Raw genomic sequence first — 23,260 nt, 5'->3', positions numbered from 1 at the left:
CATTATCTGCTAGTGCTATGATAAACAAGGGAAAAAAGGGGAAAAACTAACACTACTTCAACCAAGCAACACATGAAAAATATAGGACTGGTCGCTATATCAGGAACAGTTCGGAAAGTGAAGTGGTATCATGATTGAACGTTATACTTATCCCGAAATGGGACGTATTTGGACTGATGAAAACGAATTTCAAACTATGTTGGACATTGAAATCGCCGCCTGCGAGGCTATGGCCAAGCTGGGGCAAATTCCGGCTGACGCCGTGCCTGTTATTAAGGAAAAAGCCAAGTTCTCGGTAGAGCGCATCCGCGAAATTGAAAAAGAGACTCGTCACGACATTCTGGCATTTTTGCAGGCTGTGGCGGAAAATGTCGGCGATCCGGCAAAGTATATTCACATGGGTTTAACATCAAGCGATGTCAAGGATACCGCCCTGGGTGTCATGATGAAACAAGCTGTTGATATTATCATCAGTGATCTGGAAAAGTTTCGTGATGTGTTAAAACGTCGCGCGGCCGAGCATAAGTATACGGTAATGATTGGCCGCACTCATGGTATTCACGCTGAACCTGTCACTTTGGGTTTAAAGTTTGCTTTGTGGATGGATGAAACCGAACGCAATATTGAACGTGTCAAACGGGCGCGGGAAACTGTTGCTGTGGGTAAACTGTCCGGTGCGGTCGGAACATATGCGAACATTGATCCCTATATAGAGTCATATGTATGTGAGCAAATGGGCCTTAAAGCCGCCAAACTGGCTACCCAGGTTATTCAGCGTGACCGTCATGCCGAGTTAATGACGACGTTGGCTATTGTCGCCGGCTCGCTTGATAAATTTGCTACTGAAATCAGAAATCTGCAGCGGACCGATATCCGGGAAGCTGAAGAATACTTCCATCCGGGCCAAAAGGGTTCGTCTGCAATGCCGCATAAACGTAATCCCATCACCTGCGAGCGTGTGAGCGGACTTGCCCGGGTCGTGCGTGGCAATGCTATGGCCGCTCTGGAAGATATGCCGCTATGGCATGAACGCGATATTTCCCATTCTTCGGTAGAACGCGTTATTTTGCCGGACAGTACAATTCTGGTCGACTATATGCTCAGAATTTTTACGGACATTATTGACCGTCTGCTGGTTTATCCTGAAGCAATGAAGGCCAATATTGAGAAAACCGGTGGTCTCATTTTTAGCCAACGGGTATTGTTAAAGCTTGTTGACAAAGGGGCCGTGCGCGAAGAAGCCTACCGGTGGGTACAGCGGAATGCCATGGCCAGATGGCTGCAAGGCGCTGACTTTAAAACTAACGTCATCGCTGACCCTGATATTAAGAAATATCTTACTCCGGCCGAAATTGAAGAATGCTTTGATTATTCGTATCACTTGCGACATGTAGACACCATCATGGCCCGTTTTGGTCTATAGCCATATAACATGTAATGTGGCGATTGAGCCCAAGCGGGCTGTTCCTACCCAATTGCCATTGAAAGGACTGATATATATGTCTTCTGTTGTTGTTATTGGCACCCAGTGGGGTGACGAGGGAAAAGGTAAAATTGTTGATTTTTTGGCTGAAAAAGCCGATGTAGTTGTTCGATACCAGGGAGGCAATAATGCTGGCCATACTGTAGTGGTTGACGGCACTGAATTTAAGTTGCACCTCTTGCCGTCCGGCATACTCTATTCCGGCAAGACTTGCGTGGTGGGTAACGGCGTAGTCGTTGACCCGGCGGTAATGTTGAAAGAACTGAAAGGTATGCAGGACAAAGGTATTGATACCTCGGGCCTTAAAGTATCTAACCGCGCGCATGTGATTATGCCGTATCACCGTTTGCTGGATGAAGTTGAGGAAGAGTCCCGCGGCGACCGTAAAATTGGTACTACCAAACGCGGTATCGGCCCGTGCTATATGGATAAAAACTCCCGGGCCGGCATCCGGATGGTTGATTTAATGGATGAAGAAGAATTTTGTTCTAAGCTTGAGTTTAACCTTGAGGCTAAAAACCATTTGTTAAAAGCTGTTTACGGCGTCGAAGGCTTTGATTATGAACAGGTTAAACAAGAGTATCTTGAGTATGCGCGTCAGCTAAAGCCTTATGTGACAGATACTGCCGCTGTATTGCATGACGCCATCAAGACCGGCAAAAAGGTATTGTTTGAAGGCGCTCAGGCTACCCTCCTGGATTTAGATCATGGCACCTACCCGTATGTAACATCCTCACATCCTATCGCCGGTGGCGCCTGCATCGGCGCTGGTGTTGGCCCAACGCAAATCAATAAGGTTGTCGGAGTGGTTAAGGCTTATACTACCCGCGTTGGCGAAGGGCCTTTCCCGACTGAACTCCATGATGAGGTTGGCCAGACTATCCGCGAGCGGGGGCATGAGTACGGCACAACAACCGGACGCCCGCGACGCTGCGGCTGGCTGGACGCCTGCGTAGTGCGTTATGCGGGATATGTCAGCGGCATTGATTACATGGCCATAACCCGCCTGGACATTCTTGACGGGCTTAAGACTCTTAAAATTTGCACAGGCTATAAATATAAAGGCCAGCTTTTAAATGAGTTTCCTGCCAGCTTAAAAGTTCTGGCCCAGGTGGAGCCGGTTTATGAGGAACTGCCTGGTTGGGATGAGCCGACCAGCAGTGTGCGAAGGTATGAGGATCTACCGGTTAACGCCCGCCGGTATATTGAGCGCCTGAGGGAAGTTAGTGGCATTGCTGTCGGCATCGTATCGGTTGGTCCCGGACGTGATCAGACCATCATTCTTGCCGATATGTTTTAATTATTGATCAGAAGCACCCTGTAGTTTGAGGGTGCTTCTGTAAAAATATGCATAGATATACATAGAAAATTATTGTTGACAAGCTACTTCCTATCTTGTATAATTCTATCTTGTGAAGGCGATCCACTAGCTCAGTCGGTAGAGCACCTGACTTTTAATCAGGGTGTCCCGCGTTCGAGTCGCGGGTGGATCACCAGTAAATTCAAGCCTTTCCAGAACTTCGTTGGGAAGGCTTTTTTATTTTTACAACAACATCCTTCGGGGATGTGAACGCCATCGTAAGCAGGTGAGTCACACTCGCTATACTCTCCATATAACGCAAGGGATGAAGTATCCGAATGGAGCTTATGAAGATGATTTCCACAAAATCAAGTTTTTTTGCATACTGTAACGCCATGGCCATGGCTACAGGAGTCCGTAGTTCTTGTGACTGATTGGTCGCAGCTTCCGGTAACAGTATATCAAAACCACCCAAATTTTATTTATGGAAGTATTCGTTAAAAATCGCAGGAATCATTTTTTGGATAATAATTATTATTTACTATTAACTTGATCAGCTGGGTGCGAAAAAGGAAATATATGTGACCCGAAACTATCCCTGCAAGTCGTCGGCGGCCGATCAGGACATTTTTGATGTAGCCCAGGCAATTGCGGGCTGCAGTCATATCCTGTGACCGACATTGCGCGCATTGACAACGCCAATTTAGTCAATGCCTAAAGGGAGTTTTGCCACAGCCATGTCCGTGGTCGTGGTCGTCATGGCCATGGTCGCAGGCATTGCCGGCATCGACAAGTTCGCCGCGCAGATAGAGAGCAACAAGATTTTCAGGAGTGTCCGATGGGGCACCGCACAAGACTTTTACGCTGCGTTCCTGTAAAATGGCCTGGGCCGCTTCGCCCATGCCGCCGACTAAAATGTCGGTGCAGCCTTGGTCGGCAATCCAGTTAGGGATGACGCCAGGTGCGTGGGGCGGCGGGGTCAGGGTTTCTTGTTTTGCAATGTTGCCGTTCTTTACGGTTACGATGGCAAATTGTTCACAGTGACCAAAATGGGTGCAAAGTTTTCCTCCAGCTAAAGGAATGGCAATTTTCATAGTCGAATCAACACCTTTTTGTTTATTGGGAAGTTTCTGCAGCATTTGGTCTACAATATGCTGCATTTCCTCTTTGGTATGACTGGTTAAGCTGTTTATGGCCTGGCCGGCATCGCCGGCGGTGACTACACCGGGGTCAATGGGCAGTCGTCCCAGGAAGGGAATGTTCCAGTCAGATGCGGTTTTTTCGCCGCCGCCGCTTTTGAATATTTCATGCCGGCTGCCGCAGGCAGGGCAGACAAAGCCGCTCATATTCTCGATGAGGCCTAAAACCGGCATGTTGACTTTCTGGCAAAATTGGATGGATTTGCGTACGTCCGCCAAGGCAATTTCCTGTGGCGTTGTTACGATGACAGCCTGGCAGCCGGTAACGGTTTGGGCTACTGTCAGCGGCTCATCACCGGTTCCGGGCGGGCTGTCGATAATCAGAAAATCGAGTGGGCCCCAGTTTACATCTGACAGGAATTGGCGGATAATCCCGATTTTTACCGGACCTCGCCAGATCAAGGGATCATCGGGATTTTCCAGTAAGCCTTGAATCGTGACAACCTTTAAATGATCGCTGTAGAGGTATGGTTGAATTTGTTCGCCGATGGCGTTTAGTTTAAGACCGGTGAGTCCTAACAGCCCGGCAATGCTGGGACCGTGAACATCTACGTCAAGCAAGCCGACCTGATAGCCCTGGCTGCTCAAAAACACGGCCAGGTTAGTGGCAACCGTGCTTTTGCCGACGCCGCCTTTGCCGCTCATGACGACAATTTTGTGATCGACTTGTTTTAAAAACTGGTTGATTTTTTGACTTTGCTCTTCAAATTTTTGGTCAGTGTTTGTGTTGCAGGACATTTAGACATCCATCTCCTTTGGTTTTCCTGTGATTATCCTGTTATTTTTTAAAATCCAGCGCATTTGGTACGGCGATGGCCGTCAGCTTGCCGGCCAGGAAGGCTGCCAAAGCCTCTTCTACGGTGCCGTTCATTTCGCCCAGGGAATACATGGCGATTTGCTCGGCCTGCAAAACCTTAAAGGCTTTGGGACCGATATGACCGGTGATGAGTACGTTGGCTCCGGTTTTTGCCAGGGTTTGGCCTGCCTGAATGCCCGCCCCGTGGGCGGCTTCCAGGTTTTGCGTATTGGGCAGAGAATCCCAGGTGTCGCTTTCCTGGTCATAGAGGACGAAATAGTCGGCCCGGCCAAACCGGGAATCGACTGCTGCCTGGCGGTTTTCGCCGTGGGCCGTAATGGCAATTTTCATGGTCTGTTTTCTCCTTTCTTGTCGTTAGTCTGTTAAACCAAGGCGCTTGTTGCGCCAATAGCCGGCATATATGGCTCCCAGGGGATTGTGGGCCAGCAGGCGGTCGCCAGATTTTTTTATTAGTCACAACACCTGTCGGTATCTGGAGCAGGCGGGTAATATTCATGGCTAATTCCAGGTCATGCCTGCCAAAAGGGTATGGGAGACTTTCTTTTCGATAATTACATGAAATATATTTCATAACTAGGTTAAAATTTTTTATTCTTCGTCACGACTCACAGTGGAAGCTTGGCACGCGGGACACGTTAAAGCATGGCAACGCTGTCCGGTACCATGAGGAAGGGTCCATTTGTGACCGCAGGTCTGGCAAGTAAAATGACGCAGACTTGTTTGGCAACGGCGTGCAATGCGGAAGTTGCCGCCATCCACCCGTACGGCATGCCCCTGCCATAAAGCAGCCGCTATTTTTTGATGCGCCGTATTGACAATCCGGTGAAAGGTGGGGCGGGATACTTCCATGCGTTCCGCCGCCGCTGCCTGGTCCAATTGTTCAATATCCGCCAGGCGAATGGCCTCCATTTCTTCAATGGTTAAGGTAACTTCTTCAAGGTTGCGCAAAGGAACCCCTGCGGGCTTGTAGTGGGTAACTGGCGGCAGTTGTTCAACTCGACGTTCTTTATGTGGACGACCCATAGTGCTCCTTCCAAATTATGAACTATATTTCATAATTAATATATACTATCTAAAGAAGAATGTCAAGAAAATGAAGAGATCTATATAGTATCCAATAAAGATTTACAGGCGTGTTGTTAGTATAAGCGTAAGTCAAGCGCCGGCGGTGTAGTGATTAACCGCGGTCATTTGCCGGGACAGTTGCCGGAAACAAAAGCCCACTTGGAATGTCACGGTCTGCTGCTGTCGGAAGAAGGGGTCATTCATGCGGCGCCTGAGCTGGAAGCTCGCACCAGCAATGCGGAGCTTAGCCATGAAGCGGCGGTCAGGAAGATTGCCCCGGAGGAGACTGTGTACCTGATGGCCCGCGGTCTTAATGAGGAAGAAACGATCACCACCATTGTCCGCGGTTTTATCAATGTGAACATTGAGGGATTGCCTGCTGCGCTAACGCGGGAGATAGACAGTGCGATTCAGGAGTTCAGTTTGACAAAATGAAGGCCCGGGGGATAGGTAAAAAACCAGGTTAGTGTAGTGACTAACCTGGTTTATGGTAGTTTGTACTTGCTCGCAGATGGCATGAGCTTTATCACTCCGGCAAAAAAATGTTCGCGACAGAATATGAACTTCTAATGGCCAAAGCACTACTATCCTTTAAAATAATATTATGGTTAACTAAACTGGGGTTTGGTCAGAGTTCTCTGCCATTGTACGTAAAAAAATGTCTGCAACTGCCGGGTCAAACTGCGTCCCCGCATTCCTTTCTATTTCAGCCATTGCCTCCTCCCTGCTCATAGCTTTGCGGTACACCCGGTCCTGCGTCATGGCGTCATAGGCGTCAGCCACAGCCAAAATGCGGCAGAGTAAAGGAATTTCTTCTCCTTTAAGCCCCCTCGGGTAGCCTTGGCCGTCCCAGCGCTCATGGTGAGCGAGGATGTATTCGGCCACAGCCGTCAGTTCCGGCGTATTTTGGGCGATGCGGTAGCCGATGGCCGGGTGTTTTTTCATCTCTTCCCATTCTTCGAAAGTTAAAGGCCCCGCTTTTTTCAGGATGTCTTCCGGAATCGCCACTTTGCCGATATCGTGCAGCTTGGCCAGAAGAACAAGTTCCTCCATTTCTTTGATAGACAGCGCTAATTCCCTGCCCACCGCCAAACAGTAGCTTTGCAGCCGCTCGGCATGCTGCTCCGTTTCCATGCTTTTTTCAGACAGGGTTGTCTGCAGGGTGTTGATAATGGCGTTACGATAGCTTTTTCCTTCCAGGAGTTTGAATTGGTACATCCATTCTTCGGCTTCTTTTATGATTCGCCGCAGGCTATCCGCTGCTTTTGTCTTCACCGCGCGGCCGATGGCTATGCTCAGTTGCACGTCTTTGTCGTTTTCTTTCAAACACCCGTTTTTGATCCGCTCTATGATTTCTTCCGCCGTTTTGGCATTAGTCCGGGGCAGCAGGATGAGGAATTCGTCCCCGCCCCAGCGGGCGATGATGTCTTCTTGGCGGCAGCTTTCCTGAATTACCTTTGCCGCTTTTTTTAAGAGCTTATCCCCTGCCTCGTGGCCGAAGACATCGTTGGTTAGTTTCAACCCGTTCAAATCGCCCATGATGACGGCCAGAGGAAGCTCTCTTGAGGTATCCAGCCTTCTTAATTCTTCTTCCATAAACCTGCGGTTGTAAAGGCCGGTCAGTAGGTCATGGTAGATCAGGTAGAGGATTTTTTCCTGCTGTTCTTTTTCCTGGGTAACATCACGGAAAACCATCACTACCCCGAAAGTTTGTCCTTTGCCGTCTTTGATGGGTGCGGCGCTGTCGGCTATGGGAACCTGTCGGCCTTCTTTATTGACCAATGCTGTATGATTGGCCAGGCCGGTGATTCTCCCTGTCTTTAAAACTTTGGCCACAGGGTCTTCGCCCTCTTCTCCCGTAGTTTCGCTGACCAGTTTAAATACCTCTGCAAAAGGCCTGCCTTTTGCTTCTTTTTCACTCCAGCCCGTTATTTCTGCCGCCGCCCTGTTAAGGGCTGTTATCCTGCCTGCTTGGTCGGTGGTGATCACGCCGTCGCCGATGGAAAGAAGTGTGGTACGCAGCAGCTCTTTTTCCCGGTACAGTTCTTCCTTATACTTTTCCCGGTCGGTAACATCGAAGATGATGGAAAAAAGCAGGGGTTCCCGGCCATGAGTTATAGGGCAGGGATAAACGTCAACCAGCCTGATTTCCCCGCTCTTTAAGCGGTGAGGAAAAACAAAACACCTCTGTTTTTTCTGTAGGGCCATAAGCCGCTGTCTTTCTACTTCTTCCTTGGGCAGCATGTTGATATCCTGGATATACATGCTCAGGATTTCTTCCCTGGTATAACCGTAAAAGGCGCAGGCAGCAGGGTTGGCGTCCACGATTTTGCCGGATGTTGGCTCGATGAAAAGCATGACGGCGGTATGTTCATTGAACATGGCCTGCAAACGCAAAAGAAGGTCATTTCTTTCAGCTTCGGCCTGTTTTTGCAATGTGATGTCTTTACTTGAGCCAACCAAATATTTTATTTTTTCCTTTTCCGCCACCGGCGTTAAAGAGGTCAGCCAAGTTCTTTCTCCGGCAGGCGTGGCAAAGTTCTCTTCGTACGTGATTGAATTTTTAGCATCCACACACCTTTGGTAATTGCCGTTTATAGTTTCTCCAAGTTCTTTCCCTGTAAGTTCACCGGGAGTTTTATCTTGCAGCGCCGCCAGGCTAAATCCTGTCATTCTCTGATGGGCGGCATTATTTTTCATGTAGCGGAATTCACCGTTTTCCACCCTAGTGAGGAACATGGCGTCCTGGGTATTGTTAAACACCGTTTCCAGTTCTGTGGACAGTTCCTTGATCTGCTGCCTCTGTGCCTCCAAAGTTTTTATCCGTTCCATTTCGGCGGTGATTTCCTGAAAAATAGTAACAAAATATCCGGGTTGCGGAGTAAAAGCAGTTATTTTATACCAGCGCCCCAAAGGCTCTGCGTATTGGGTAAACTCCCGCCTTTCCCCGTTTAACGTCACCTGACCGTAGAAGGCCACCCAGTCAAAACCACTTGTTCTAATTCCGGGCAGGACTTCCGTTACCTTTTTCCCGAGGATGGCTTCTCTTTTTAACCCGGTCGTTTCTTCAAAAGCAGGGTTTATATCCAGAAAGATATAGTCTTCCGGTTGACCATGATCATTGAATAACAGCTTGTGATAGGCATAACCAAAGGGCGCCTGCCGCAAAACTTCGCGCATCATTTTTTCTTCCATGTTTGTACCTCTTTCTTTTTCGCTAACCCGGTGATGAATTTACGGTCAAAACCCCCGCCAAATTCCGGCGGCGGTTCGACTGCGTCGTCGGCAATTTTTGTTACCTGGGATACTTCATCCACAAAAAGTCCGGCTTTCTTGTATAAAAAGACTCTATACCGCGAGCATAGAGTCTTTTTTCTGCCACCGGCTGCCGTAGAATGGCGTTTCCCTTAGGCCCTTGCTTTGCGCCCCTGCCTTTCGGCAGGTTTGCCTTATATATTTTCCTAATTGCGATTGGTTCTCAGCGGTATTATCACTATTTTATCCTGAACTGCTTTACCAAGGACTGCAGTTCTTCAACAATCCCCAAGGTTACTGCGGCTGCGTCACTAATCTGCCGCGTAGTAGCAGTCTGTTCTTCAACTGCCGCACCGCCTTCTTCAGCACCGGCAGCAATCTGCTGGGCTGTTGCCGACAAGGCATTAGTCTTGTCGCTAACGTTCTTTAGGTCTGCCGACAGATTTTCAACCGTTGCCATAATCTCCTCGGTAGCTGAAGCAATTTCGCCCGACGCCGAGTTTATTACCCCTAGCGCTTCTTTAGCATTATTCACCATGTCCACACTCTCACCAATTTCCTGCAAGCTCTTGGGGATAAGCGCAATAACTTCCTGGGTAACCTTAGTGTTCTCACTGACGATTTTCGTAATCTCGCCGGCCGCCTGCCGGCTGTCTTCGGCCAACTTGCGGACTTCTTCCGCCACTACCGCAAAACCGCGGCCGTGCTCGCCCGCCCGGGCAGCCTCGATGGCGGCGTTAAGAGCAAGGAGGTTGGTCTGGCCGGCAATATTGGTCACCATGGCGGCAATCCGTCCGATTTCCTCTGACTGTTCCCTCATCTCGCGTACCTGGCTGTTGACCTGGTTGAGAGTGTCCCGGGTCACCAGTACTTTGGTATTGATATTTTCAATCGCTGCTACACCGTTTTGCGCCTTTTCCATTGCTGCCTGGGCATTGTTGGCTGAAGCGTGACAGGCTGCGGCAATCTCATTGGTGTTTGCCATTATTTTGCTATTGATTTCGGCCAGGAACTGAACATTCTGGGCTTGCTCCTGCACTGCCGCCGATGTCTGCTGCACCATGGCCGCAATCTGGTCAGCGGTCTGCGACAACTGCTGGCTGTTGGTCTGAGCCTTCCCGCTAGCGTCATATACTTTTTGGGCCGCTTCCTCAATTTTGGTAACCAAATCCCGCAGGAACTTAGTCATAACATTTACACTGTCAGCCAGAACCTGTATCTCGCCTGTTGCCTGCACAACAATTTCCTCGGTTAAATCCCCCTTGGTAATCTGTTCGGCCCGACCGACTAGGTCATTTACCGGTCTGAGAACCAGTCTGCCCACCAGCCACAGTGAAATTGCCGTACCGCCAACCACGCAACCGACCGCCAGCAGCACAGCAGTACTGACAGCCTTATGTCCGGTTGCTATCAATAAACCAACCGGCAGAACTGCGGTCAGCAAATAGCTCAGCGCAAAACAAGCCGTAAAGGCTCTGGATAATTTTGACATTTTTTGCACCATTCCTTCCATCTTAATCTTTTCAAATCTTTTCGATTTTAGCAATTTTAAAATCTAAATGCAACACTCAGCCCAAAGCTCCCAGGGGATGAGGCACAAAACGAGAAAACATAAGCATGAACAAGCGAAATCAATACTCAGCGGAATTTAAAACCAATGCGGTTCTGGAAGTCCTCCGGGAGGAAGCGACCGTGAACGCGAAGAGATACGGGTCCAACTTGCAATCGGGACAAATTTGCGATAAATCGCCAGCCTTTGGGGGCGATCTGCTTCAGCATCAGCCGGGAGGTAAATCGTAATCAGTTCTGATGCGGCAAACAGTTTGGTTATATCCAGCAGGATTATCAATCTTTCATTATCTTTCCCTACACCGCGGATATATTCGTTTTTGCTGGCCATTGCGCTTTGTATTGTTTCGATACAATCCCCCCGGAGCCGTTTGGCCTCGGTAACGACGTCGACAACGATGGCGAATTCTTGCCCATTATTATCAATGATAATTGCGGTGCGTTCCGATTTTTTCTCAATGGCGAGATCGAATCTTTTAGCTAACTCAATCACAGGAATGACCTTGCCCCTGAGATTGATGATGATTTTGGATTTGCTTTCCCTCCCCAATTTGCATGTAACATAACAGTCTTATGTTACCTATTAGAAACCTTAATGAAAAAGGATACGATACGAAGGGCAAACCCTACTTAGAACGGCGGGCGATCTGTAAGACTTTACGCCAGATAAGATGAAAAACTATGGATGCACGCTATTCATAAAACGCAGACCCCGCTTTTCAGTGGGGCTTTTTCTTTATGTAATATAATCCCATTATGGTGTGCAACATCGTGATTAAAATGTTCGCGAATTAAGCGCCACCATTTGGGACCGGGGCGTGAAAAGACGTTAGTGTAAAATTATTGTAGGAGTTTTTGGCAAAAAAATAGAAGAAGACAGCACCGTCCCTAGCCCGGACGAGTAACCAAAAATTGATTACTCAGAGGTGTTGTCTTCTTATGGAATTAGTTCGCTCTCTTATACCATTATTCCTTTTTATCATCGAAATTTCCCAACGGAATCCACCAGGTATCCCATATCGTACCCGCCAGCTCGACTTCACAGTTTACCGGTTCCTTCCTGTAAGGCCTGTTTCATATTTTCGATAACTTGGGCCAGTGATCTGTTCATTGAGGCAAATTCGTTTTTGTCCTCTTCCGCAAGGCTCACCGTAAAATCATATTCGTACAGCTTGGTTAGAACGTCATTTACCTGGGCCATGGAGCTTTTTATCAGCCTGGAAAGGATAAGCCCCCAAACAAGAAAAACTGCCGCCAGGCCGACGGTTAACCCTATAAATACTTTTCTGGCGGTTTGATACAGGCTGTTTGCCCGGTATACAACGTTTTCTGCATCATACGCAAGCGTAGTACAATAGAGCCAGACACAGCAGGAGCGTAATCGACCGGGATTTTGTTTTCGGTACGCGACAGGCGCCAAGATTGATTTCTTGATGGTTTTGCTCTAGCACAGTTTGCGTTCCAGACTAAAGTGGATTTTACAGCCTTTTGGGCGTATATGGCTACAGTCCGCGTGGTATTAATATGAAGAGGTACAGGGTAAGGCTGGAGACAACCACTTGACGAATGTAGAACTTGTACAGGTAAGGGAAAATGATTTTATGCTGGTCGACCAAACGGTAGATTATGCTTTTGCCTGCCCGGTTGCGCATGAGGCGGAAAATCACCTGGCTTTTTTCCGGGAAGTGGCAAGAATACTGAAGCCAACAGGCCGGATTGCCATTATTGAGTGGGCCAAGCAACACAGCATGATGGGACCGCCCCTGGAGCACAGGCTGGATAGTGGGGATGTGGCTGCCTTATTGCGGCAGTGTGCCTTTAGCAATATTCAGCAGATGGCTGTCAATACCGAAATATATGCAGTGATAGCCGAAAGAGAAAAGTAGGACCGTTGCGGAAAGAATATTTCTTATGAAATGTTACCTATTGATTCTTAGGTTGCTAAGATTTATAATGATAATACCCTACCCCTACTGGGCGGGGGCTATACTGGCAAACAGGGGGGAGCGTTCATGGGAAAACGCATTCGACCTTATTTATTTTGGATCTTATTAGTCTTTTTAGCTGTTGGGCTGGTTTATCCGGCGATCGGCATCATTGCTTTAACTTGCATGATCGCTCCTGTTGCCGTTGCGCCGTTTCGGGGGCGGTTTTGGTGCGGCAATTACTGCCCTCGGGGCAGTTTTTATGATCATGTTCTGGCTAAGCTATCGCCGCAGAGGAAAATTCCCGCGTTCTTTTCTCATACAGCTTTTCGTGCGTTTATGGTTTTGTTCATCATTACTGTTTTTTCGGTGCAAATGTATTATGCCTGGGGAGATTTGGCAGCCATGGGCAAGGTATTTGTGCAGATTATTTTGATTACGACCTTAATGGGAATTGCTTTAGGGCTGGTCTATCACCAGCGGACATGGTGCTCCTTTTGCCCGATGGGAACGCTGGCCAGTTGGATTAGCCGGAGGAAAAAACCATTTCCGTTAGCGGTGGAAAATTCTTGTGTTAGTTGCAAGCTTTGTACAAAAGCCTGCCCGATGCAATTATCGCCTTATGCGGCAAAAGGCAGTGCCGAGGGCTTTACCCACAGTGATTGTCTGAAATGTGATCGCTGTGTCGAGCGTTGTCCCAAGAAATCCTTGCAATTCAAAGGGAATACGAAGAAAGGGACAGCATAAAGGAGAGAAAGTTTATGGAAAAGTACCGAGTGATTTTTCATCTGGATGAATGTGCTGGTAATCGTTGTCTTCTTGTACTGAACAACATGAAAAATTTGATTGGCGATATGGGCGCGGAGCAAGTGGCAATTGAATTGCTTGCTAATGGCGAGGGGGTAATTATGCTGCTAAAGAGTCCCGGTCAATATGTGGACAAAGTAGCGCAGCTTGCGGCGCAAGGCGTTCAGTTTAAGGCGTGTGCGCATGCTCTGCAACATGCCGGCATAAATCCGGGTGAGCTTTTGGACGTTGTCGAAGTGGTTCCTTCCGGTGTTGGCGAATTAGTAAAAAAACAGGCGGCCGGCTGGCTGTACATTAGGCCATAGGCATGGCGGCTGGTCAATTTTGGCCGGAATTTGGAAAACAAAAACTTTAAAAATAAGGAGTAGTTGTAATGGCTGTTGCATATGTAATCAAAGAAAAATGCCCGCAAGACCATGCATGTCCTGCGCTGCCGCATTGTCCAACTCAGGCGATTGTTCAGCGTGGTTATGATGCCCCGGCAGTTTTGGCAGAGCAGTGTATTGCCTGCGGCAAGTGCATAAAAGTCTGTCCGAAAAAAGCGTTTCAGTTAAAAGAATAATAGCACATGGCGATAGAGACATTCGTATGGTCAGATTATTGAAAGATAATCTGGCTTTTTGTTTATATACTGTTTAATCTTATAAAAACTAACTTAGTATATGTCAGTTTTTAGTGTCCAATAAATTCCAACAAGATTTTTAGAATTTCGTGACCTTTTTTGACATGTCTATTGTCTTATAGTATGTAACACAAATGAAGGAGGAGAATACTATGTTTTACGATAAGACGCTATTATTCATGCTTAATGCATTATCTGGGCACTCTGTTTGGGTAGATATGGACCACCATTGAAACCAAATTGAACCTGCCTGTTCCGGCGCGAGCAAATAACCGCTAGTTAGGTGATGGATTTGGATGAGCGCATAATAGAATATGTGAGCAAGGCCCGTGCAGGAGATAAAGAGGCTTTCGGTCAACTGGTAACTGCATTTCAAACGCGGGTCTTTCGCGTGGCCTATGGTATTGTGGGCCACAAAGAGGATGCCGAGGATATTGCTCAGGATACTTTTGTGAAAGCGTATCGCTCCATAAGCGATTTAAACGCCGATGTTACTTTCTATAACTGGCTGATGCGTATTGTCGCTAATACCAGTATGAATTATAAAAAAAGCATGCACCGTCAGCAGTTTGTTCCTATGGATGAGGTGGCTGAACCTGTAGATCAAGGGGAAACACCGGAAGAAGCTATGGAGAGAGTGGAAGGCAATGCGCGGGTAACGGCATTGCTCGCTGCACTGCCGTCCGAGCACCGGGCGGTTTTAGCGCTGAGGGAGCTTGGCGGTTTTTCCTATGACGAGATTTCCGATATACTTAATATACCACTTGGAACGGTAAAATCGCGCATGAACCATGGCCGCGATAAACTACGTGGGTTAGTGATGAAGGGAGGGGTAAAACAGTGAACTGCGCTACCTGTTCAAAACTAATTTATGATTATTTGGATCGTGAGGTTGATGAACAAACCCGGCAAGAGATGGAAATCCATTTGTCGGGGTGTGAAGCCTGCCGGTTAGAGTTGATGGAAATTAAGGAAGGACTGAGTATTTATAAAAATTGGGGTTTAGCGGTTCAACCCAGTGCCGAATTTAAGGATAAGGTTATGATTCAGTTAACTAACCTGCAGCCCGTTTCCGTGTATCCGTTTCTGAGAGCAATCGGTTTTGGGCTGATAAGTGCATTAGCGTTGTTAGCCTTTTTTGTTACACCTGTTTTGTATTCGCTGGCAACGGTAATGTTTGACTTATTTGTCAATATACTGCCGCTGCCGGGAATCTATATATCTGCATTTCCTGTAGTACAGAACGCTAGCTTGGCCGTGCTTGGTGTCATGCTGTTAGGAATGACCTGGGCGATGCGTCGGGCAATTGAACATTAGGAGGTACGTATGAAGATAAGAAAATTTTCGTTACACTTAGTTGCTATACTGATATTTATTGTATTGTTTGCTGTGCCGGTATGGGCGGCAGCACCGCTGACCGGGGGCAATATCGTTAATTTTGGGGATACTGAAATACCGGCAGGTAGCACTGTGAAAAATGTTCTTGTTATTGGCGGCAATATTACTGTCGAAGGCACAATCAGCGATGGAGTTATGGTCATCAATGGTAATTTGCGGTTAGGATCGACAGCCTCTGTGCGGGAGCACGCCATCATACTAGGCGGCAATCTTCTGACGGAAGAGGGGGCCCATATTGGTAAAGGTGTGTTTCGGATTGGCGGCGACTTTGCTTTTGCTGATACACTGATGGCTGCTGGTGTAGTCATTGCTGGTTTATGGATCGTAAATGCTTTGTTAACGGCTGTTTTGCTAATTTGGCCTGGTATTGTGGCTTGGGTATGGCGCTCCGGTGTAGAGGATGTGAGCGCAATTATCCGCGACAATCTAACGCGGACGGTTGCCGTTGGCGGACTAGGGCTTATGACGATGATTGTTTTGGTCGTGATGCTGACCATTAGCATAGTTGGTATTCCGGCAGCGGCGTTGGTGGTATTATTAGGTGTTATCGTACTTGCCGCTGGTATAGGCGGTATGTGCCATGCAATAGGTCACTACTTGCCGCTCTTGCCAGAGCAGGACAACGCTGGGAGTATTCGTGTCACGTTTGCCGGAGCTGTTATGACCGCGCTGTTATATAACATCCCTGCATTAGGTTTTTTGGCGCTGTTCATCATGAGTGCCGCTGCTGTTGGCGGTATAATACTAAAAGTTTTTAGAAAAAAAAGCTAGACAATATGGATTATGGGTAGCAGGTTTTTCAAAGCAGTAGGCGGTAAGGAGCCGCAAGGAGGAACAGAAATCTCCCGAAAAGACTTGTCGGTTCCAGGAGTGGGCATGAGATTCAAGATAGATAATGAGTAAAAAAGGCAGCGAAAATTAGCATTATCATTATATTATTCTACTGCCTTTATATAGACCTTGCTATACTTTACAATTGGCAAGTTTGTCATCTATACGTATTCGGTTCAATTCCTTGGACAATTGGATTAATTTATGCGGGCATGCTTTTGGGCGAGAACTGGCAGGCATTAAATGCCATTGGTCATAGGCGAGTCTAATAGTTGCTGCCGGTTTGATTGTCATTGCGGTCTATTATTATCGGAGAAATCACACCCAGCCTAGTCTGAAATAATATCGGGAAGTTGTCGGCCGCAGTCGGAAGGGATGGATGTGCGGCGAAGGGATGGACCTGTACCAAATGGCCTTTCCAATCTATCTTTTTGCACTTAGTTTGCGCCTTCATCCGGCATTCCGGCAGCAATTTCAATTATTACCGCGGAAAAGGCAGCTTTCCGGAATTACCGGGGAGCTAAGCGTGTTTTTAACTTTTACATAAAAAGATATTTAATAAAAGTTTCGAATTTGTTCCGAATTTGGTCCAACTTTGGCCACACATACCGTCTATACTAAAGTCAAGAAAAGTAAAGGAGGCTGGTTTTTATGAAAAAAGTAACCTTAATTACCATGGTGGCTTTGTTGGTAGTGGCATTCAGTGGTTTGGCGGTTGTCGCACAGGCGCAAGTGCCGGCTCAGGCTGCCGGGATCGGGTATTGTCCCTATTATGGGCAATATCACAACAACCTGACCGATGAGCAGAAAACGCAGATCGCCGCCTGGCAGCAACAAAGGTTGGAACAAAGAAAGCAAATATTGGCCAAGCAAGTAGAGTGGGGCTGGATTACACAAGCTCAGGCCGATCAGCAAATTTCCTGGATGGAGCAGCGAATAGCCAGCGGCGCATGTGGCCAGGGCATGATGGGTCAGGGAATGCGCGGCAGAGGCATGCGGGGTATGGGCAACTGGTAGACAGCGACTCGTTGCCTAAGAGCCTGCCGGTAAGGAACGGTCAGGCTCTTTTTTTGACTGTCAAAATTACAAATAATTTCCTGCCGTTTTAAAGACGCTGAGCGCCTTCCTGACATGGTAGAGCCTATGGTATAGTAAAAGCAAGACCTGGAAAAGAGGTGATACGATGGATGGTAAAACGGTGCTAATTGTAGACGATGAAGAACAAATCCGGGAATTGTTGTCCCTCTATTTTACGCAAGAAAAATTTATCGTGGCCGAGGCTGCCGATGGCGCCGCCGCGCTCCTTAAAATCCAAGAAGTTCAGCCGGATATTGTAATCCTTGATATTATGATGCCTGTCCTTGATGGCATTGAAGTGTGCCGGCAAATCCGCAAGGTTTCCCATGTGCCGATTATTATGCTTACCTCCCGTACTCAGGATGACGACCGCATTATGGGTCTTGAAATTGGTGCCGACGACTATGTGGCCAAACCTTTCAATCCGAGGGAAATCGTGGCCCGTGTCAAAGCGGTGCTGCGGCGCACTGCCGCGCCACAGCAGTATGCACCTGCTGACAGCCTTTCTTTTCCCGACCTTACCATCAACATGGCCGAACACAGCGTGACAGTCTTTGGTCAGCCGGTCGCATTAGCCAATAAAGAACTGGAAGTATTGTGGCAGCTTGCTTCTCATCCCGGCAAAGTGCTATCCCGTGAGCAATTGTTAGAATTAGTGTGGGATTACAGTTATGCCGGGGACACTCGTACCGTGGATACCCACGTCAAACGTTTGCGTAAAAAACTGGGAGCCGGGCCGGATGCGCCCTGGGATATAAAAACAATCTGGGGTATTGGCTATAAGTTTGAGGTGAGAAAGTGAAAATCTCACTGCAATATAAACTGCTGGCGGCGTTTATGGCGGTGGTCGTTCTGGTACTGGCCGGGGTTGGTGTCGGAGGCTCCATCCTCATCCGCGACTACTTTATTGCCAGTAAACGGCACGAACTCACCGATAAAGCCTATGAAATGGCGCGGATGGTCAATGCCTATTTTGACGGGCATATCACGCATGAACAGCTGCATAACTTTGTTAACAGTGTGGACAGTTTTTTAGATGCCAGGGTGTGGGTAGTGGATAAAGATTTAAAACTGATTACCGTGTCCGAAGAGCAGTCCAATGAAGCCGCAAGTCACCGGCGGCCAGCGTCGGTGCTCAGACCCAGCCCCATGCGTCCCGGTTGGCGGAACTGCGACCCTTCCGGCAATCAAGGCGGTATGATAATGCGCCCGCCATGGCAACAGTCCAATCAACCTGTTGATAGTAATAATGGCTTAGTGGGCGGCGGGCATTCAGCCAGACAAAATCGAATGGGCGGTGGCGGTATGGGAGGACGTCATGGCTTGTCAGACGGGCAGCCGGTGCAGCCAAACCGTGGCACGGCTGCGGCATTGCCGCCTGCCAACGCAACCCGGCTTGCGGCAGATGATCAATTCGCAGTCGACAAAGGGCAGGAGGATTCCCGAAAATCTCCTATTGTTCTTGACCTGGGTAAAGAGTCGCAGGCAGATGAGGCCTCTGGTTTTGCTGTCAGTTTAACCGACATTACAGGAATGGCGGAAATTATCCAGGCGGTACAAGCCAACTATGGCCAGGTTTGGGCCAAGACTTACTACCACCCCTATTATAAAGAAAACATGCTTATCGTAGCCGTGCCGCTCCAACGTTCGGACGGAAGTATTAACGGCACTGTTATGATCAACGCGCCGCTTGCGGAATTTGACAGCTTTTTGCATCATATTTATGCGTATCTTGGTTATGCCGGATTGGCAGTTATCTTGTTTGCTATGGTATTGGCCGCCTATCTGGCCCGTGGTATCGTGCGGCCCTTGAAAGCCATGCAAGAAACAGCGGCGGCCATGGCTCACGGCGATTATGAGCGGCGGGTAACGGTAGCTGCCCGCGACGAAGTGGGCGACCTGGGACATTCGCTGAATTCTTTAGCCCAAGACCTAGGGGAATATGTCCGGCAGATGGAAATGACCGACAAAATGCGCCGGGACTTTGTGGCCAATGTGTCTCATGAATTGAGGACGCCGCTTACCATCCTGCATGGCTACAATCAAGCCTTGCAGGACGGCACCATCACCGACCCGGCGAAGGTAAAAAAATATCACCGGGTCATGGGGGATGAAATCCTGCGGTTGGAAAAACTGATTGCCGACCTGTTGGATTTAAGCCAGCTTCAGGCTGACGGGATTCTATTAGAGCTGGAAGACGTTTCGCTGGGGGAAGTAGTGAATAATGTGAGTACGTTGTTGAAACAGAAAAGTGAGGAGAAAGGGGTTACACTGGCAGTCCACATTGACCCGGCCGTCCCGCCCATCGGGGGTGACGGCGACCGGCTGACCCAACTGGTGCTGATCCTAATGGATAATGCCCTGAAATTTACGCCGGCGGGTGGTCAAATTACTACCCGCCTAGCGGTCGAAGACCAAGCCGTTGCGCTGACCATCGCCGATACTGGCGCCGGCATTGCAGCGGAAGACCTGCCCTACATTTGGGAACGTTTCTATAAAGCAGACAAATCCCGCGCCAGCGGGGGCACGGGACTGGGTTTGGCCATTGCCAGGCAGATTATCGAATTGCACGGGGCGTCGGTAGACGTGGCTAGCGCCTGTGGCGAAGGAACGACATTTACCATACGGTTTCCGGTTGATCGAAAAAATAAACAAGAGGTGAAATAACATGTGTTCATGCGAACAAGTGCAGGCCAGACTGCGGCGCAGCCGGGTACTGTATGGCAGGCTTCTGACCAGCCCGGATGGGACCGAGTGGATACGGGGCGGTCTGACACGGACGGTGCTCAAGTACTACCGGGAGCGGGTGACCAGTACAGTGCCCGGTACTGTGCCGACCATAGCTTGCTGGTATCGGCATTCTGGGTAGTGGCGCTGGTGGACGGGATAATCGTGGTAGGAAGTACGATTCAGTTTTTACAGGGGGGATGCCGATAGCTTTTTGGCGACGGGGGAACGATGGTTGCTGCAAAGCAGCACAAAAAAACCACCGCAGGGATATGTTGGCCAGTACTGCAGCGGGTATGGAATAAAGTGTTATGTGATGAATTAAAAAAAACTATTGCAAAACGTGAAGATATTGTGTATACTATTTAAGTAACGTGGCACGGCTTGTGATAAACAAGACGCAAGCTCTAACCTGCTCCAAGTTTTGGGGCAAGATAAAATTCGCGCTAAGTACTCGGTGATAATGTGCTACCTGTTTTAGCGGTAGTGAGCAGAAAACGGAGTAGGCGAATACAGGACAATCCTGTTTCCTCATGTTGTACTACAACAACCGTACAACAATGCGGCGAAAAAAGTCTGTGATGGCCCGTGACGAAAATGCAGTTTTTTCACGCATTCGTGGCGTTTTGAAAATAAAAAATTGAGCCTAAATTTGACTTTTAATCAGGGTGTCCCGCATTCGAGTCGCGGGTGGACCACCACTTATGGCCCGTTGGTCAAGAGGTTAAGACACCGCCCTTTCACGGCGGTATCAAGGGTTCGATTCCCTTACGGGTCACCATGGGCGATTAGCTCAGCTGGGAGAGCGCCTGCCTTACAAGCAGGATGTCGGCAGTTCGATCCTGTCATCGCCCACCATGCTGTATATAAAAGCTTCTGATCTAAAAAATCAGGGGCTTTTTTATTTTTATAGAAATTTTTAGAAAATTAAATTAACAAATGCCGTTCGGCATCCAATTTTTACCTTTGAGCAGCGATATTCTGCTGTTCAGAAGCGCGATGTGGAAGCTGGGGAAAGGGGCATTTATAATAGTGATATAGTTCACGTTCGGAGGTGGGGAGGGACGTGCTTCTTGGGCGCCAGAGGAGTGCGTCTGCTGCGTAGTGGGAATTTTCAATAAATTAATACTTCTACCCCCTTGCTGAATGTATGAATTATACCGATTGGACATGTAATTTGGAAGGAGTGTTCTCTCATGGCGGAAAAAACCTACCCCAACCGCTGGCTTATTGCATTGGCGGGCATAGTAATGCAGATCTGCCTTGGCACTGTATACGGCTGGAGTGTGTTTACCAAACCGTTAATGGCGGCACATAACTGGAGCAACGCTGACGTTACTCTGACATTTACCATTGCGATTGGCTGTCTGGCTATATCCAGCGCTGTAGGCGGTTACATTCTGGATACCAAGGGGGCACGTATTGTTGCTACCATTGGTGGTCTACTCTTTGGTCTGGGAACTATTATCACCGGGTTTGGTGACCAGATTGGCTCGCTTGCGGTAATTTACCTGGGTTATGGTTTGATTTGCGGCCTCGGTCTTGGTTTTGGGTATATTACGCCAATTGCTACGCTGGTCAAATGGTTTCCGGATAAACGGGGGCTTATTACCGGTTTAGCAGTTATGGGCTTTGGTCTCGGTTCGCTTATGCTTACTACGCTTTCGCCGGGAATGATTGCCAGCATGGGTACTGCCATGACTTTCTACATCTTTGGCGGCATTTACCTGGTGGCGGTGACTGCTGCTGCGCAATTAATGGTTGAACCGCCGGCCGGTTATGTACCGGCAGGTTGGTCGCCGCCGGTGGGCAAGGCGGCAGCAGTAGGCATGACTTTGGGTGAGGCTGTCGGTTCAAAATATTTCTACCTCTTGTGGGCTATGCTATTTATCAATATTACCGCCGGTATTGCCTTGATTTCTCAGGCTTCACCCATGGCCCAGGAACTTATGCCTGCTTCTATGAGTGTTGCTGAGAAAGCCACTCGAGCCGGCGTAATTCTTGGTGTTTTTGCCATTATTAATGGTCTTGGCCGTTTGTTTTGGGCGACGGCTTCTGACAAAATCGGTCGTCGGACAGTATTCATAATTTTGTTTATCAGCCAGGCAGTGGCCTTTTACCTCTTGGCTACTACCAAGGATATGACAGTATTCATTGTACTTTGTTCCTACATATATGCTTGCTATGGCGGTGGTTTTTCCACAATGCCGGCCTATGCCGCCGATGTTTTTGGCACAAAATATGTTGGGCGCATTTATGGCTGGATGCTTACTGCCTGGGGGGCAGCCGGTATCATCGGTCCCATGCTGTTTGCCCGTATTCGCCAAGCGTCAGGCAACTATAGTGAGGCGTTGACCATTACGGCGATAACTCTGGCTATTGCTTTAGTATTACCGCTACTGGCAGCTCCGCCAAAGGCTAAGGCCGCAAATAGCAGAGTTGCATAAATGTAATATTCATAAAAATAAAGACCGCCGCACTAATCGTGCGGCGTATCTTTATGCGTCTGGGCCTTGGCCCATTGGCGGCCGGATTTGGCGACAAACGGTACTGACAAAGTATCTACCGGGATAAAGCAAGTGGCGGCCAAAAGGAATAACAGTGCAATTCGTGCTGATAGCACGGCAACAGCGGTAAAACTGTGTTTAAGTTGGTCTGCCAAATGCTTCGATACCCCGATATAAAACATCCCAATGATGTTATTTGCATCATCTCTGATTGGCGCGTAACAGGTTTGGTATTTAATACCGACAACCTCGGCTTCGCCGATATAAATTTTGCCGCCGTCAAGTACCATTTCTGTCACGTAGTCAGCGGCAACTGTACCTGTCGCCCTGCTGCCGTCTCGGATAACATTGGTGGCAACGCGGGTATTACCAAGAAATATCGTTACCGTATCATCAGTCAGGCTGGCGATTTTATCTACTAATGCAGTATCGTCGTTTATCTGAAAATGACCTTTATATAGCACACCATCCACTACTCGCCAGGGACCGGGACGCATATAATCAGCAATTTCAAGGGCTGAGGCGAGATCAGATTTGGCTTTTTCGGCAATAGCGGCTTCAAGCTGAACCTGCATGTCTCTAATGACTATGGTGCCTACTGCCAGGCAGACTAAGAGCGCTATCCCGACAAACCACACTGCCAGTTTTGTTTTAAGACCAAGATGCACATGACATCAC

At 48.4% G+C, this 23,260-nt stretch carries 24 protein-coding genes, 3 tRNA genes, 1 pseudogene and 1 riboswitch; of the genes and pseudogenes, 19 read left to right on the top strand and 9 right to left on the bottom strand.

Going from position 1 to position 23,260, the window contains the following annotated elements; translation table 11 throughout:
- The first annotated feature begins 130 nt into the window (after positions 1-130).
- The 3 genes from purB (at position 131) to SCACP_RS20905 (ending at position 2,979) form a co-directional block, all read left to right on the top strand.
- Positions 131-1,423 carry an adenylosuccinate lyase gene (gene purB, locus SCACP_RS20915; RefSeq protein ID WP_425059398.1) on the top strand — a complete coding sequence of 431 codons (1,293 nt, stop codon included), beginning with the start codon at positions 131-133 and terminating at the stop codon, positions 1,421-1,423.
- A 76-nt stretch (positions 1,424-1,499) separates the two neighbouring features.
- Positions 1,500-2,783 carry an adenylosuccinate synthase gene (locus tag SCACP_RS20910; protein ID WP_425059397.1) on the top strand — a complete coding sequence of 428 codons (1,284 nt, stop codon included), beginning with the start codon at positions 1,500-1,502 and terminating at the stop codon, positions 2,781-2,783.
- Between the two features lie 120 nt (positions 2,784-2,903).
- Positions 2,904-2,979: transfer RNA gene (locus tag SCACP_RS20905), tRNA-Lys, on the top strand.
- A gap of 511 nt (positions 2,980-3,490) precedes the next feature.
- Here the strand turns inward: SCACP_RS20905 and SCACP_RS20900 are convergent.
- The 3 genes from SCACP_RS20900 to SCACP_RS20890 all read right to left on the bottom strand — a co-directional run bounded on the left by SCACP_RS20900 (position 3,491) and on the right by SCACP_RS20890 (position 5,822).
- Entirely contained in the window at positions 3,491-4,720 is a 1,230-nt protein-coding gene (locus tag SCACP_RS20900; protein ID WP_425059396.1) for an iron-sulfur cluster carrier protein MrpORP, read from the bottom strand.
- Between the two features lie 40 nt (positions 4,721-4,760).
- Entirely contained in the window at positions 4,761-5,129 is a 369-nt protein-coding gene (locus SCACP_RS20895; RefSeq protein WP_425059395.1) for a NifB/NifX family molybdenum-iron cluster-binding protein, read from the bottom strand.
- Between the two features lie 258 nt (positions 5,130-5,387).
- Positions 5,388-5,822, bottom strand: coding sequence for a DUF134 domain-containing protein (locus SCACP_RS20890; protein WP_425059394.1), 435 nt, complete (start codon positions 5,820-5,822; stop codon positions 5,388-5,390).
- Between the two features lie 150 nt (positions 5,823-5,972).
- On the opposite strand from SCACP_RS20890, the gene SCACP_RS20885 reads away from it, so the two are divergent.
- Positions 5,973-6,299, top strand: a complete 327-nt coding sequence (locus SCACP_RS20885; RefSeq protein ID WP_425059393.1) for a SufD family Fe-S cluster assembly protein — start codon at positions 5,973-5,975, stop codon at positions 6,297-6,299.
- 177 nt (positions 6,300-6,476) lie between these two features.
- Here the strand turns inward: SCACP_RS20885 and SCACP_RS20880 are convergent, their stop codons facing one another.
- The 5 genes from SCACP_RS20880 to SCACP_RS20860 all read right to left on the bottom strand — a co-directional run bounded on the left by SCACP_RS20880 (position 6,477) and on the right by SCACP_RS20860 (position 12,108).
- Positions 6,477-9,059, bottom strand: a complete 2,583-nt coding sequence (locus tag SCACP_RS20880; RefSeq protein WP_425059392.1) for a PAS domain S-box protein — start codon at positions 9,057-9,059, stop codon at positions 6,477-6,479.
- Positions 9,044-9,181 carry a hypothetical protein gene (locus SCACP_RS20875; RefSeq protein WP_425059391.1) on the bottom strand — a complete coding sequence of 46 codons (138 nt, stop codon included), beginning with the start codon at positions 9,179-9,181 and terminating at the stop codon, positions 9,044-9,046. The genes SCACP_RS20880 and SCACP_RS20875 overlap by 16 nt, the downstream gene beginning before the upstream one ends.
- Before the next feature lie 56 nt (positions 9,182-9,237).
- Positions 9,238-9,323: riboswitch (cyclic di-GMP riboswitch) on the bottom strand.
- A 34-nt stretch (positions 9,324-9,357) separates the two neighbouring features.
- Positions 9,358-10,611: a methyl-accepting chemotaxis protein gene (locus tag SCACP_RS20870; protein ID WP_425059390.1), complete on the bottom strand. Its 1,254-nt coding sequence runs from the start codon at positions 10,609-10,611 to the stop codon at positions 9,358-9,360.
- Positions 10,612-10,767: 156 nt separating this feature from the next.
- Positions 10,768-11,238, bottom strand: a complete 471-nt coding sequence (locus tag SCACP_RS20865; protein ID WP_425059389.1) for a chemotaxis protein CheW — start codon at positions 11,236-11,238, stop codon at positions 10,768-10,770.
- A 489-nt stretch (positions 11,239-11,727) separates the two neighbouring features.
- Positions 11,728-12,108, bottom strand: a complete 381-nt coding sequence (locus SCACP_RS20860) for a hypothetical protein (RefSeq protein ID WP_425059388.1) — start codon at positions 12,106-12,108, stop codon at positions 11,728-11,730.
- A gap of 133 nt (positions 12,109-12,241) precedes the next feature.
- On the opposite strand from SCACP_RS20860, the pseudogene SCACP_RS20855 reads away from it, so the two are divergent.
- From SCACP_RS20855 to SCACP_RS20785, 15 genes and pseudogenes are all read left to right on the top strand, one after another.
- Positions 12,242-12,574 (top strand): annotated as a pseudogene (locus SCACP_RS20855) (class I SAM-dependent methyltransferase); the annotation flags it as partial.
- A gap of 126 nt (positions 12,575-12,700) precedes the next feature.
- On the top strand, positions 12,701-13,360 hold the full coding sequence (locus SCACP_RS20850) for a 4Fe-4S binding protein (RefSeq protein ID WP_425059387.1): 660 nt from the start codon (positions 12,701-12,703) through the stop codon (positions 13,358-13,360).
- Positions 13,361-13,374: 14 nt separating this feature from the next.
- Positions 13,375-13,725: a DsrE family protein gene (locus SCACP_RS20845; protein ID WP_425059386.1), complete on the top strand. Its 351-nt coding sequence runs from the start codon at positions 13,375-13,377 to the stop codon at positions 13,723-13,725.
- A gap of 68 nt (positions 13,726-13,793) precedes the next feature.
- Positions 13,794-13,982, top strand: a complete 189-nt coding sequence (locus SCACP_RS20840; RefSeq protein ID WP_425059385.1) for an ATP-binding protein — start codon at positions 13,794-13,796, stop codon at positions 13,980-13,982.
- A gap of 376 nt (positions 13,983-14,358) precedes the next feature.
- Complete coding sequence (locus SCACP_RS20835; protein WP_425059384.1) at positions 14,359-14,886, top strand: RNA polymerase sigma factor; 528 nt, start codon at positions 14,359-14,361, stop codon at positions 14,884-14,886.
- Positions 14,883-15,359: an anti-sigma factor family protein gene (locus SCACP_RS20830; protein ID WP_425059383.1), complete on the top strand. Its 477-nt coding sequence runs from the start codon at positions 14,883-14,885 to the stop codon at positions 15,357-15,359. The genes SCACP_RS20835 and SCACP_RS20830 overlap by 4 nt, the downstream gene beginning before the upstream one ends.
- Before the next feature lie 9 nt (positions 15,360-15,368).
- On the top strand, positions 15,369-16,211 hold the full coding sequence (locus SCACP_RS20825) for a hypothetical protein (protein ID WP_425059382.1): 843 nt from the start codon (positions 15,369-15,371) through the stop codon (positions 16,209-16,211).
- Between the two features lie 711 nt (positions 16,212-16,922).
- Positions 16,923-17,288 (top strand): DUF2680 domain-containing protein, encoded by a 366-nt coding sequence (locus tag SCACP_RS20820; RefSeq protein WP_425059381.1) that lies wholly within the window; start codon positions 16,923-16,925, stop codon positions 17,286-17,288.
- A 166-nt stretch (positions 17,289-17,454) separates the two neighbouring features.
- Positions 17,455-18,150: a response regulator gene (locus SCACP_RS20815; protein ID WP_425059380.1), complete on the top strand. Its 696-nt coding sequence runs from the start codon at positions 17,455-17,457 to the stop codon at positions 18,148-18,150.
- The gene (locus tag SCACP_RS20810; RefSeq protein WP_425059379.1) at positions 18,147-20,015 is read left to right on the top strand and encodes a sensor histidine kinase; all 1,869 of its coding nucleotides are present in this window, start codon (positions 18,147-18,149) and stop codon (positions 20,013-20,015) included. Before SCACP_RS20815 ends, SCACP_RS20810 begins: the two co-directional genes overlap by 4 nt.
- Before the next feature lie 3 nt (positions 20,016-20,018).
- A complete protein-coding gene (locus tag SCACP_RS20805; RefSeq protein WP_425059378.1) occupies positions 20,019-20,285 on the top strand; it encodes a hypothetical protein in 267 nt (88 codons plus the stop codon).
- Between the two features lie 21 nt (positions 20,286-20,306).
- Complete coding sequence (locus tag SCACP_RS20800) at positions 20,307-20,444, top strand: hypothetical protein (RefSeq protein ID WP_425059377.1); 138 nt, start codon at positions 20,307-20,309, stop codon at positions 20,442-20,444.
- 337 nt (positions 20,445-20,781) lie between these two features.
- A tRNA-Glu gene (locus SCACP_RS20795) sits at positions 20,782-20,856 on the top strand.
- A gap of 1 nt (position 20,857) precedes the next feature.
- Positions 20,858-20,933 (top strand) — tRNA-Val (locus tag SCACP_RS20790).
- Between the two features lie 338 nt (positions 20,934-21,271).
- Positions 21,272-22,522, top strand: a complete 1,251-nt coding sequence (locus SCACP_RS20785; protein ID WP_425059376.1) for an L-lactate MFS transporter — start codon at positions 21,272-21,274, stop codon at positions 22,520-22,522.
- 32 nt (positions 22,523-22,554) lie between these two features.
- Here the strand turns inward: SCACP_RS20785 and SCACP_RS20780 are convergent, their stop codons facing one another.
- Complete coding sequence (locus SCACP_RS20780; protein WP_425059375.1) at positions 22,555-23,250, bottom strand: cache domain-containing protein; 696 nt, start codon at positions 23,248-23,250, stop codon at positions 22,555-22,557.
- Positions 23,251-23,260: the final 10 nt, after the last annotated feature.

The organism is Sporomusaceae bacterium ACPt (assembly GCA_041428575.1).
Lineage (GTDB): Bacteria > Bacillota > Negativicutes > Sporomusales > Sporomusaceae > Sporomusa_D > Sporomusa_D carbonis.
This window is presented reverse-complemented; position numbering and strand designations above follow the sequence as displayed.